Genomic DNA, 13,051 nt, shown 5'->3' with positions numbered 1-13,051 from the left:
AGTCTACTTGAGACCAAATTGCTGTGAGAATCGAATATCTCCCTCAACTATGTCACGCATATCAGATAACGAGTGTATGAACTGGAGAGTCCTCTCAAGGCCAAAGCCAAAGGCAAAACCGGTGTAATGTACCGTGTCAATACCAGCCATTGAGAGAACTTTCGAATTTACAAGCCCACAGCCACCCCACTCGGTCCAGTCAATGCCATCCCTAGAAATATCAAACTCTGCGCTTGGCTCGGTAAATGGAAAATAATTACATCGCATTCGTAGGTTCACCTCAGCCCCAAAGAGATATCCCGCAAGATCCTCAACCGTACCTTTAAGGTGCCCAAGAGTTATATTCCTGTCGCATACCAGCCCTTCAAGCTGATGGAAGACCGGAGTATGTGTTGCATCAAGTGGGTCAGAGCGAAAAACTTTGCCACTGCTAACGCAATACAGAGGTAATGGGTTTGAGACAAGCGCACGAAGTTGAACGGGTGATGTGTGTGTTCTAAGAAGCATAGAGGCGGATCGGGGTTCAGCAAAGATCGTATCGCTTTCCTCGCGTGCGGGGTGAAAAGGCCCTATGTTAAGGGCATCAAAATTCAACCATTCACTTTCAAGCTCTGGACCTTCCACAACACTCCATCCACGCATTAGAAAAAAATCCAATATCTTGTCCTGTAAAACATGTATTGGATGGCGTGCGCCTGGAAAGATTCGTGTTGGAAGAGCTGTAATGTCGAGTGTTTCACGGGTAAATTGTTCATTCTGCGCATTCAGTCGAAGGGCTAGATCTCTGTCTTGACAGGCTTCTAGTATTTTCCGGCGTGCCTCAGAGACAGCTTTACCGATAATGGGCTTTTTCTCTTGCGAGAGGATTTTTATACTCGCACTGTATTTCGCAAGCCAAGATGTAGACCCAAGATTGTCATTCTTCAGTTTCGTCAAATCACGAAGAGTGTCAATACGGGAGATTGCCTGAAGCGCACGGCGTGTCAGACCCTCTATGTCCTGTATTTCATCCACTTTAATTAGTTTTCCTCAGCTATACAACATTATGCAGGAAATATCATACGAACCGTGAGATGCAGCACACATCGGAAGTGAACGGTAAATAAAACCCTAAACTACGCAGAATCTTCACTGTGCCCAAATAGGTGTGGGCCGATGGTAACAAAAATAATGTAGATACAGATGGCACAGATAAAAACAGGAAAATAACACATGAAAGTTTCAAGCTGTCTAGCAAAGGCTATTTCACAGGGATATGGTGAGGATTAATGGTAAGGCAGAGACTTTTCAGGCAAAAAAGATTAGGCAGGTATGCAGGACCCTCGGCGCGGAGCAACGGGTGCTTTCCGGTACACACCGGAGGAGGCTAGCATGCAAACCCGGCATGCCAACAAGAGTTAAGTACGACTAGATGTGCCACGAAGACGCGCCGCAGCAACCGGATCAGGGGCATTCTTCAAACTATCTTTTGCAACCCCCACCAGAGCAGAAAAAGTATCCGGGTTGTGCACAGCAAGGTGAGCCAGAGAACGCCTATCAAGTTCAATATTTGCAAGCTTCAGGCCCTGTAAAAACCTGTTGTATGTCACACCTTCCATTCTTGCTGCAGCATTTATCCGAATAATCCATAGCTTGCGGAAATTCGACTTCCTCTTTCTGCGATCACGGTAGGCGTATACCAAGGAGCGCAAAACCTGCTCCTTAGCCTTCCTGTACAGCCTCGAACGCTGTCCCCGATAACCCTTTGCAGCGGCAAGGATGGAACGCCTCTTCTTGCGAGCATTCACCGAACGGGCAACCCGTACCATTAGTTCTGCCTTCCAGACACAGAAACCCCCTATTTTCCCAGCAATTTGCGGGCCAATTTGGAGTCGGCATCAGACACGAACTGCCTTCCAGTTAACCTGCGGGTCACCCTGCTGGAACGATGCTCAAAATTATGCCTCATACCGGCGCGTGCACGAGAAACCGACCCCGAGCCTGTGAGTTTAAAGCGCTTCTTAGCACCCGAATGGGTCTTCTGTTTTGGCACCAAACACTCCTAAGATACAAAGAAGACTATAGCATCAAAGTGAATCAAAACCTACTTACGGATGCGGCTACATTCACGGCTGTTTGTCACCCTTTTGCGCATGCGAAGATTTTTCCCGAACAATTGTCTTGCTTTTTATAGGGCTTACCATGATAGCCATCCCGCGCCCGTCGGTTCTGGAAAGCGAATCGGCAGACCCGAACTCGGAAATATCATCAGCAAATTTCTTCAAAAGCTTCACCCCAAGCTCCGGCCTAGACTGTTCACGACCCCGGAAAAGTATCATAACCTTTACCTTATCGCCGGCTTGGAGAAAAGAAATGGCCTTGCGAAGCTTGACATCATAGTCGTTATCGCATATCTTGAGACGGAAGCGCACCTCTTTGACCGAAACGCCACTCTGTCTGCGACGAGCTTCCTTCGCTTTTTGGGAGGCCTCATACCTAAACTTCCCATAATCCATTATTTTTACAACTGGCGGCTTGGAAAATGGGGAAACCTCAACAAGGTCCAACCCAACCTCACCTGCCAGCCTAAGCGCAACCGAACGGGACACAACACCCAACGGACCACCATCGCTATTTATAAGCCGCACTTCTGGTGCGGTAATACTTTCGCCCACACGAGGCTCGTTTATTTCATCCCCCTAACAAACTCAAACAGAATAAATACAAGGAAACCGGCGGCGTCAGAAAGGTGACAAAACACGCAGGAATCCGGGCTGCAACGCCCGGGGCCAGAACACCCGGCGGAACAAAATGCCCAACTCAAACCATAATAGTGCTCATACCAATTACATTCTAGCTAATAATGTAATTCATAGAATATGCTACCCGTAAAATCTGCACAACCCCATGGCAATTCCATTCATATCATTTCTGTAAAGTGCCTAGACATTTCCGTTTATATTTCTGTTGGTGCACTAGACCCTGGATATGCATTTATTGCGCTTGCTAGTTTAGTGCAGTGCATTCGCTCACAAATTGATTGATTGCCAGTAACACGTATCTAAAATTTCATACTGCAGAGTAAAAGCACTGGATAAAAACACTGAGTAACAGCATTGTAGGCACTAACCAGTGTTGTTACTGCGGCGGGCAGGACGGCAGCAAGAGTGACTGCAAAGGTGACTGGTAAGGGTGATGAGGGTAGCTTGCAACAGGCCGGCAAGGAAAGGCCGGCAAGGAGGCCTGGGTCTTATATGGTGGATTGGGGTGACAGATAGAGATATGACACAGGGATGGATGTGCTTGAGGGGGATATCAAACAGGCTACATACCGGTGGGTGGCGGTGCAACATAACACCGACTACAGCACTGAATAACTATTCAGTAGTCGGCGACTGCAACACATTGCATTTGCGCCCTACCTACCTTGCTCTGTCCTACCCTTGCCCTGTTGTGGCTTACGATACTGGCTGTTGACTAAGCTTAGTTAAGCTGCTCATGAAACAAGGGGGTAGAGAAACCTATTTGCGTAACATAAACTCAAGCAGATAGGGCCTTTTGGGGTGATGTAAACTCCTTCCTAAGTAGTAAGACTGCCTGTGTCATATTCTTCACGAATTGGAGTTCATTCCCGATATATATGTCCCTCATATAAGCGCTGTCATAAACAAATGCGTTATAGCCCGAATGTGAGTATATAAGACCTATCCAGAGGTTATGTATACCGCCAGGTATGTAAGTAGCCTTTTGACGCTCTAGTGCATGATCTGCGCCGGATCCAAGCGACGGGATTCCAGCATCATCCGCCCTGGGCACGCAGATATCCCGTGGATTAATGGCCGTGAATGCACACCCTGCGGTAAAGCCAGCAATGTGCATGTCATCAAACTGCTTGGCAAGTGTGGCGCCATCCACATCTCTTACAAGCGTATCAATCAAGTATCGACACTCATCAACGCTGGGCATTCTGGAAAAATTCGCATCATGGAAATACAAGCAAAGAGGAATTCGACGTCTTATTTCCATCAGGCATTTCTGGGCGGGTAAACCGAAAGTGTACGGCACAATCTCGGCACTAATTACATCCACATCAAGGTCATTTATTATGTCAATTGTTTCAACAAGATTTGGAGGGCGCAGGTGGAGGTGTATCTGGACCTCAGGTTTAGCGCTTGATGTGGCCAGTCTAAATACCTGCGGCGCACAGTAGCGTGCATTGTCATATATTGATAAAAACTCTTCCAAGGCGGGTTCATCAATCTGAATAGCTCTTATTCCGGAGCGTTGTAAATCGGCTATATCATCACGTATGGCAATGGCTATTTGCTGGGCTGTTTCCTGAAACGGCTGATCCTCGCGTACAAAACATGACATTAAAAGGGTTAATGGTCCCGGTAAAACCGGTTTTACAGACTTCTCGGTAAGGGTTTGAGTGTATTCTATCCATGACGACATGGGGGTTATGCGAGAGACGTCACCCCATAGAATAGGCGGACAGACACTGTGTGGCCCTATGCTCTGAACCCATCCATTATGCGTTATCGCAAATCCATGCATACGAGAGGCGAAACGTTGTATAGGATCAATATCTCCCAGCCTTTGAACGGCCAGAATATCTAGATCTTCCTGGAAACTGATTGCTGCCTGGGGGTTGTTATTTGGTATACCATCGTTGTTAACAAAAGGTGTGCCATCGGAAAATTCACCGATACCTACCATTGGAAGAATTGGCAGACTCGCATGATTGCAGCCCTGTTGCTGTTCACGCGGGGGGCGGCAAAAGTCAGACTCACCGAGGTCCTGCAACGCTTGTCTCACTTCTTCGACACGCACGCCGGGGGTAGTCATTCTGTCGGATAGTGAATTTGCTGCAGAATCGAGATGTTCATATATGCACCCCACCCCATACTCCAGACCTCTTGCAAGGATCATAACCTGTCTGACTTTTTCATCTGCAAAGGCAAGCCATTCCTTTAGGTGATCGCCAAGGTCTTCAGTGTCAAGGGAGAGAGGTAAGTGGAAAAGTGAAGCTGATGTTGAAGCAACAACATTGCCACTGAGTTCACGCAATCTCTCAAGCTTGTAATACGCCGCTGCTAGATCGCCGCGCCAAATATTTCTGCCATCGATAACCCCTCCAAAAAGGGCCTTATCTGCCAAGGATGGATTTGCAAATGGCACAGCTCCATCAATAAGGTTAAATGCCATAGCCTCTACGCCAGTCGTAGCTAATGCATCAACCTGATCAGCAGCATTTCCATAAGACATTGCAACGAGAATCTCTGGGCGTAGTTTCCGCGATGACAAGAATTTATACGCATCAACAAGGAGCTCCTGGGATTTTTGTATACCGAAGGTGTTGTGAGTCACAGCCGGCTCATCGACTTGGACAAATTTGCAGCCAGAATTATAAAGTTTTTCAAACAATTCCGAATAAACGGGCACAAGATCTTGCAAGCGCTCAATCGGATTAATTGCATTAGGACCGTGAGACCTAGACATCATAAGAAGTGAAACGGGTCCAAGAATGGTTGGCCTAACATTTACCCCGGCCTGTTTTGCCTGTTCAAACTGCGTAATAACCCTGTGTGAGGTAAGTGCGAAATGTGTATTGCCATCAATCTCAGGAACTAGATAGTGATAACTTGACCCAAAGTACCTTAAGGATTCAAGAGGGGCAAGCGAGCGATCACCCCTGGCAAGGGTGAAATACGCATTTAGATCAACTATTCCATCATTCAAAAGCCATGAAAAACGACTTGGCACAGCTCCAACATGAACCGCAGCATCCAGAACATGATCGTAGTACGAGAACGATTCTGGGATAGAATAATTCTCGGCAGAAAGGCCGAGGAGAATTAATCTTCGATGCGTTTCCTCGCGGAGTAGACGGGTTTTTTCCTCGAGAACTTCTTCGGATATTTTTCCCTGCCAATAGGAATAAAGATAATCTCTCAACTCTCTTCGCGGACCCAATCTGGGATAACCGAGAATGGTCCCGAATAACATAAAAACTCCTTAGAACCAGGCAAGCTGCGACCATAATAAAACAAGTGTGCTACATTGCCGAAAACACCTCGTCAAGACCGGAGGAATGCTATCACATCGCTCTGCGTTCTTACTGTATAGCCAACCTAAACAAGGCCGTAACGCTAAAAGGCCTTAATGCCAACTTGCCCATATAGAGATGCTGCTGGATAGGCATAGCTTTTCCAGTCATAACATGCATCTAAAACTTCATACTGCAGAGTAAAAAGCACTGGGAGAAAGGCACTGCAGAGTAAAAAGCACTGTAGGCACTAACCAGTGTTGTTACTGCTGCAGGACGGCGCCGGGTAGGACGGCGGTGGAAAGGGTGCCTGCAAATGTGACCTGCAAGGGTGACTGGCAAAGCTGATAAGAGTGGCGGCAATAAACTATAACAGCACCAAGGAAACCTTAAAACGGTAACAATAAAAACAGTAACAATAAAGGATAACAAGACACTTTGAATCATAGAACTATCAGAGATTGGAATTTCTTATTGAAATTCCTTAAGGGCGATAAGGAGGGTATAAGGGTAATCTCATAGCCCACTCAGGACACCAAACCATCAATAAGCATGTTTGTAAGCATGTGCACAGAAAGCGCAACAAGCATACAGACGAATACAACAAGCATACGGAATGAATCAGGTCCGCAAAATATGTATGACGCACTAACCCCATATAACTTGCATGCGCCAAAGAATAGCAATTGATGCAAGAGCAACGAGAAGCAAAACATAATTGCCCCAAACTGCGCGTTCAATAAACACATAAACGATAGAAACAATAGGTATCAGAATGGAGCACGCGGCATACAGATAGAACTGCAATACATCACCCTTTATGGGATTGCCAAGGGTTGGGGCAACAAATGAGAGGATAAGCTGAGCAACAAAACCCAGCCACACAAGAGCAATAGATACAAACACCAAATCAGCCGGCCTATAGCGAAGCAGGCCGGAAATAAGAGTAAAAAAAATACAAAACCCACATAGTATGTATAAAGCAAAAGTAAACCAGAAAAACACCCTATCTACTCCCAAATAAAAATCTAATCCTGTCTACAATTTTGCGAAAGACCATCTTGACTCCACCAGCTCTGTAGTAGTAACGCACAAGGGCCAGGTTACGCCTACTCCCCCAAGGCATATTGTCAATGCGCTTTCTGTCACGCTTTGTACGCGTATCAACCTTAAAGGTATGTGGCACATCAATTCTCCTGATAAGCGGTCTTAAAACTTCCTCCCAAAAAAATCGACGTCTAAACTCCTCTATATTTCTCTTACAGGCAAGAATAAAGTCTTGATCAAAAAGAATCTTTTCCAAGGCATCAGCAAGGGAACGCACGTTCCCTTGCTCAACAACTAAGCCGAGATTGTACTCTTTGACATACTGGGCAAATACATCTCCATCTGTAATGACCATTGGAAGGCCGGCCCATAGATAATCCAACACTCTGGTTCTGAAGGAAAAAGTCGTTTCAACGTGGTCGAAATGAGTGGTTACCCCCGCATCTGACTCCAAAAGATAGTTCTGCCTATCATCGTAATCAACCCAAGTGTCATTGAAAAAAACATATTTATCCAAAATATTGCAAGCTTGCGCAAGACTACGGGATTGGGCAACAACACTCATTTCCGGAACAGCAGGATTTGGATGCTTCGTCCCTTGGAAAAATAGCCGGACGGAATCTCGGCGCTGACTCAGATCTGCAACAGCCATTATGAGAGTCTCGGTATCAAACCAGTTGTATATTCCACCGGCCCAAATAAGTATTTTGTCGTTTTCGGCGATGCCAGGATAAACCCCCCGCAAGCATACACGTGTTTTCTTTGGAGAGACTGAACTTAATCCAAATGGAACAACATCAATTAGATTTCGCAGATGTGGATCTTCCTGATAATGCTCAACAGACACTTTCCCAGCGCTCATAAGTTGGCCAAGATAGAAGTGGCGCTGCCTTTCTGAAGCGCAGACAAAATAATCTGCCAAAAGAAACTGCTGCTCAAGGGCGCTTGCAGCGCCTTCAAACTGAGCGCGCCAAACTTCAATTGGAGAATTTTTTGCCTGCTCAAGTTGCTCTAAATGCATTGGGTCATACACATCAGCAATCAGGAACTTTTTTGTTCTTCTAAGCAACGGAAATTGCGAAAGGATATGGCCCTGGAAAACTATTACATCTGCCCATTTTTCATGAATAGCCATTTGCCTCTGATTATTACCGATATAGAAAATCTCAAAGGGTGCATCGAGAGACTCCGAAGGTACGCTTGACACAAGCCGCACTTCATATAATCTCGAGAGAACCTCTGAGATATTCCAAGCCCTGATAGCGGGACCAGCCATAGATCTCCCGACCCTGTCAGGTGTTATGACAAGAACCCGCGTGCGGCGAATCACCTCAGATCCAAAAACCTTCAACACCGCACTATGTTCTTGCGATACCTGAATAAGTCGAAAAAGATTGTGGTCTGGAATTACCCGGGTCTTTTGCACTTCTTGTCTTTTACGTTCAATGGCGACAATATTGTCAACAAAGGAATTTACAGGTGTTTTTAGAAAGACCGCATCGCATTTGCCTGATAGAGACTCGCTGGCATGAACAGCATGGGCGTCATGCTTCCGTGCTGCGTGTGTTGATAGTTGTTCATGTTCACACTGTAAGCGCGGGGGCATTGCTGATTCTGACCGCGGAAGGGTATCTACTTCAGCCAAAACAGAAAGCAAATGCATCGCTGGAATAAACCCTGTATGCATGGTTTCGCTTGCCAAATTCTTGTATATTACACAAAGAGCATTTGATGCTTTCGCCCTTATGGGTCCTGCAATTGAGGAATAAACCGGCGAATTAAGAGCTAATTCACGTTCATTGTTAATGAAGTTAATGAGGGAAAGTGCAACTCTGCTGTTCTCCTCGTAAGCAACTTTCCAGCCCAGAAGATTTATTCTCCAAAACAGGTCAATATCAGATATTGGCCCCTCAAAGTCAAAGCCTTTTGCCTGAATAAATGCATCGCCGCGCATTACAAGTCCGGCAAATGACCCAAAAAAAACCTCTCTGCAATTATTTCGTGCACACAGTTTGCCGGATAAAAATGTCTTAAGCCACTCGAATACGCCACCCGTATACGAAAAATCATACCGACAAGGGCATAACGCGCTGGTCTGTGCTGACCCTGGGCTTTGTAATATGTGATTATGTGAAGACGATGCATCAGGTAACACGCAGGTCTTTGATTCTGCAACTTCAGTGGTAAGAGGATTTTTTATATCAATCCTTGACGCAACAACACCCGTTCGGTTGTCGAAGGATTTTAATGCACAATCGAGCCAATCTTGTGCAGGGAAGCTGCCGGCCGTTATAAACGCGTAAAACTCATATTGTTTTTTGTGTATAAAGGAATTAATTACCTGAACTTGCGAGCCTTTCAGGGTTTTTATACCTGGAATACTAGTGCCAGAGGGTGAAACAAGATATACATCACTAGAATTACCAATTGCTTCAAGAGACGATATAGTTTCCTCGATATTCTGCTTGTCATAGCAGTCAAGGACAATAACACATGTTTCTTTCAAATCACAGCCCCGGCCCTGGAGTACGCGGCTTACATAAGGTCGTCGAGTCGATATTACAGGCAATCGGTGAGCTTGCGCGCACAAGGCAAAGACCCGCGGTGTGCGATGAAGATGTGGGCGCAGTATGCCATGAATCGGGATTACGTGCCTCCTGATCTACAACTTTATCCATTAGGGCGGTTGCATCATTATCAATTGGCCCTGAAGCACCCGCAGCTATGCGCTTATCCGACTCACGCGCGCGCTGAATCAGTTCATCCATAATCCCAGCATCTTCAAATAAGCGATCAAGTTCAAACTCAACTGTTGGTACGAATCTAACCTTTAAAACCCCAAGTGACCTGCGAAAGTTAGCCCTGTTATCCTCTAAAATCTTGAGGGCCGTTTGTGCTTCATCTTTCGTGCCATACACAGTGACAAATACTTTGGCGTGATGCAAATCCCCTGTTACCTGCACTTCAGTTATAGTAACTAAACCCAACTGATCACGCAGCTTCGTTTCAATTTGTCTGGAGATGAGATGACGAATTCTGCCTGCCATCCTGTGGGCGCGAATTTGATCCTTCATAGCAAATTCTTTAACACGGTCCACATTTCACAAGTCTTTTAGAAAAACCCTAAGAATAATCTGACTGTCAAAATGTACCAGATGAAGTTAACGTGCAGGCTTTGCGGCAGCGGGTTTCGCAGGTGCCGACGGTGCTACAGGCTTGGCTGCGGCAGGTGCCGCAGGAGCAGGTTTAGCGGGAGCTGGCTTCGCTGCGGCGGGTTTGGGTGCCGATGCCTGAGAAGGAGCCTGGGTAGAGGATGAATGTGTGGCTGCAGCAGGCTGGGTTGCCCGAGAAGGTTTAGCAGAAGGCTGTGCAGCAGCGAGTTTCGCCGCAACAGGCTTGGCAGGTGCAGTCAGTGCCCGTAACAACTGCAGCGTATCACAATCACGCACGTGGCTTTTCAACAATCTGAATCGTCTCTATTTCATCACCAATCCGAATGTCATCACATGACCCAAGGCCGACACCGCACTCGAACCCAGACTTCACTTCGGTTACGTCATCCTTAAACCGCCTGAGAGAAGTCACAGTAAGATCGTTTACCACAACCACGCCATCGCGAATAAGACGAGCCTTTGCATTTCTTGTGATACTGCCAGACTCAACACTGCAGCCAGCTATAGTACCCACACGACTCGAGTGGAATACCTCTTTGACGATTGCAAGGCCCAATTTACGCTCTTCAAGTTCTGGTTTCAGAAGACCTTTCAGGGATTTTTCAATATCTTCGATTGCGTCATAGATAACCGAATAGAATCTTACGTCAACACCCTCTCGTGCAGCCCTATCCCTGGCCTTTCTGTCAGGTCGCACATTGAAGCCTATAACAACTGCATTGTCTACTGTTGCCAAATTTACATCTGACTCCGTTATTGCACCAACTCCCCTATGAATAATCCTCAAAGATACTTCCTCACCAACGTCAAGTTTTGAAAGGGATTCCTCCAATGCTTCAACCGCTCCAGAAACATCGCCTTTTATAATCATATTCAGCGACTGAACTCTACCTTCTTGGATGGCGCGAGTAAAGTCCTCAAGGCTGACACGCTTGCGAGATTTAGCAAGTTGGGCATTTCGCTCATTAGCCTCACGTTTCTCGGCTATTTGTCGTGCCTGTCTGTCTTCTGCCACGACTATAAAACTATCACCGGCTTTTGGTACAGAAGAGAGTCCTTGCACACGCACAGGTCGTGACGGAGGCGCACTTTCAACAGGCAGACCATTCTCATCAACCATTGCACGAACACGGCCATAAGCACACCCGGTAACAACCCGGTCACCCACACGCAAAGTACCAGATTGCACCAAAACGGTTGCAACGGCACCGCGACCAGCATCGAGTTTTGCCTCAATCGTAACACCACGTGCAGTACGATCCGGATTAGCTCTTAGTTCAAGTGCTGCATCCGCCGTTAATAGAATCGCCTCAAGAAGGGCATCAACACCCTGACCGGTTTTTGCAGATATATCAATGAACATGACATCACCACCGTACTCTTCTGGGATAACATCAAACTCGGTCATTTGCTGTCGGATTTTAGCCGGATTGGCACCTTCTTTGTCTATCTTGTTAACCGCAACAACAATCGGAACATCAGCAGAGCGAGCGTGGTCAAGGGCCTCTATCGTTTGTGGCATAATGCCGTCATCCGCCGCAACAACCAAAACCGCTATGTCGGTCACTTTGGCACCACGTGCACGCATCGCTGTAAACGCCTCATGTCCGGGGGTGTCAATAAATGTTACAAATCGATCACCAACAGACACTTGATAAGCGCCAATATGCTGAGTGATACCACCAGATTCTTCAGCAAGCGTATTCGTATTGCGGATCGTATCGAGCAAAAGCGTCTTTCCATGATCAACGTGCCCCATGATAGTTACAACGGGGGGGCGAATGGCAAGATCGAGCTCACTGTCTTCTGCGTGTTCTGCGGCCAGATTGACAGAAAATGACTCAAGCAGTGCGCGGTCCTCATCATCCGGGGAAACTATCTGCACCTTGTAGCCAATTTCCTCAGCCAAGATCTCAAAAGTTGCCTCATCCAGCGATTCCGTCGCAGTCGCCATCTCACCTAGGTGAAACAAAACAGACAATAGATTGGCCGGAAGAACATCTATTTTTTCTGCAAAATCCGTTACAGATGCACCCTGCATGAGGCGTATCACCCGCCCGTCACCGCGTGGAATTGTCACCCCGCCAATAACAGGCGCATCGCGCATCTCAAACTCCTGCCTCTTGAGAGTTTTGGACTTGCGCGACTTTGGCTTATTACCTCGGCCAAATGCCCCGGGGGCACCACGCCCGCGCAGGGGTGTACGCTTCTGAGGCAATGGGGCAGGAACACGTCTATGCGTTGAAGCAGGTTTTTTGTCACCTTCTGCCTTAAACTTTACGGGCCTCTTGGTCGCAGGGCCAGGCGTAGCAAGCTGACCCATGCCTTGGCGAGGAGCATACGGATTATTACCCGGACGAGGCGCACCAGACGGCACACCGCGAACAGCATGCCGAATAATCGGACGAGGTAACGGGGGCGGAGCCTTGGGCGTCTCCACTACAGGTGCAGGAGGTGTATGCTCTTTCTTTTCTTCAACTTTATCGGGATACTTCTCGGCAAAAGCTTTTGCGAGCTTGCGCACAACGGGTGGCTCCAAGGCGGAAGATGGACTCTTAACAAACTCACCCATCTCACGCAAAATACCCATAAGGGTCTTGCTATCGGTACCCAAGTCACTGGCCACCTCATACAAGCGCGGCTTTGCCACTATACCCCTCCCGCATAGGCCCACACCCAAGCGGGGTAGGCATCCTAGATTTTCATTCAGACACTCGTCATTGTATTCACGCTACGTTACCAAGATATATGTTATTTGCATAAAATACACCAAATACATCTGATAGATACACAGCACACATAC

Annotated in this window: 11 protein-coding genes; 1 reads left to right on the top strand and 10 read right to left on the bottom strand. The window is 47.0% G+C overall.

The window, feature by feature from the left end; genetic code table 11:
• Positions 1-3 precede the first annotated feature (3 nt).
• The 4 genes from pheS to infC all read right to left on the bottom strand — a co-directional run bounded on the left by pheS (position 4) and on the right by infC (position 2,654).
• A complete protein-coding gene (pheS, locus tag TWT_RS00960; protein WP_011102398.1) occupies positions 4-1,014 on the bottom strand; it encodes a phenylalanine--tRNA ligase subunit alpha in 1,011 nt (336 codons plus the stop codon).
• A 383-nt stretch (positions 1,015-1,397) separates the two neighbouring features.
• The gene (rplT, locus tag TWT_RS00955) at positions 1,398-1,808 is read right to left on the bottom strand and encodes a 50S ribosomal protein L20 (RefSeq protein ID WP_011102397.1); all 411 of its coding nucleotides are present in this window, start codon (positions 1,806-1,808) and stop codon (positions 1,398-1,400) included.
• 29 nt (positions 1,809-1,837) lie between these two features.
• Positions 1,838-2,032 (bottom strand): 50S ribosomal protein L35, encoded by a 195-nt coding sequence (gene rpmI / locus TWT_RS00950; protein ID WP_011096552.1) that lies wholly within the window; start codon positions 2,030-2,032, stop codon positions 1,838-1,840.
• A 73-nt stretch (positions 2,033-2,105) separates the two neighbouring features.
• Entirely contained in the window at positions 2,106-2,654 is a 549-nt protein-coding gene (infC, locus tag TWT_RS00945; RefSeq protein ID WP_011096553.1) for a translation initiation factor IF-3, read from the bottom strand.
• Positions 2,655-2,858: 204 nt separating this feature from the next.
• On the opposite strand from infC, the gene TWT_RS04825 reads away from it, so the two are divergent.
• Positions 2,859-3,023, top strand: coding sequence for a hypothetical protein (locus TWT_RS04825; RefSeq protein WP_011102396.1), 165 nt, complete (start codon positions 2,859-2,861; stop codon positions 3,021-3,023).
• 496 nt (positions 3,024-3,519) lie between these two features.
• On the opposite strand, the gene metE is transcribed toward TWT_RS04825, so the two are convergent.
• The 6 genes from metE to infB form a co-directional block, all read right to left on the bottom strand.
• A complete protein-coding gene (metE, locus tag TWT_RS00940; protein ID WP_011102395.1) occupies positions 3,520-5,988 on the bottom strand; it encodes a 5-methyltetrahydropteroyltriglutamate--homocysteine S-methyltransferase in 2,469 nt (822 codons plus the stop codon).
• Positions 5,989-6,676: 688 nt separating this feature from the next.
• On the bottom strand, positions 6,677-7,048 hold the full coding sequence (locus TWT_RS00935; RefSeq protein WP_011102394.1) for a hypothetical protein: 372 nt from the start codon (positions 7,046-7,048) through the stop codon (positions 6,677-6,679).
• On the bottom strand, positions 7,035-9,581 hold the full coding sequence (locus TWT_RS00930) for a glycosyltransferase (protein WP_155105125.1): 2,547 nt from the start codon (positions 9,579-9,581) through the stop codon (positions 7,035-7,037). The genes TWT_RS00935 and TWT_RS00930 overlap by 14 nt, the downstream gene beginning before the upstream one ends.
• A 1-nt stretch (position 9,582) precedes the next feature.
• Positions 9,583-10,173, bottom strand: coding sequence for a 30S ribosome-binding factor RbfA (rbfA, locus tag TWT_RS04515; RefSeq protein WP_011096557.1), 591 nt, complete (start codon positions 10,171-10,173; stop codon positions 9,583-9,585).
• A gap of 63 nt (positions 10,174-10,236) precedes the next feature.
• Entirely contained in the window at positions 10,237-10,500 is a 264-nt protein-coding gene (locus TWT_RS00920; RefSeq protein WP_155105124.1) for a hypothetical protein, read from the bottom strand.
• A 16-nt stretch (positions 10,501-10,516) separates the two neighbouring features.
• Positions 10,517-12,928: a translation initiation factor IF-2 gene (gene infB, locus TWT_RS00915; protein ID WP_011102391.1), complete on the bottom strand. Its 2,412-nt coding sequence runs from the start codon at positions 12,926-12,928 to the stop codon at positions 10,517-10,519.
• Positions 12,929-13,051: the final 123 nt, after the last annotated feature.

This window comes from Tropheryma whipplei str. Twist (genome assembly GCF_000007485.1).
GTDB lineage: Bacteria > Actinomycetota > Actinomycetes > Actinomycetales > Microbacteriaceae > Tropheryma > Tropheryma whipplei.
Note: the sequence above shows the minus strand (reverse complement) of the source record. Positions and strands in the feature narration are given on the sequence as shown.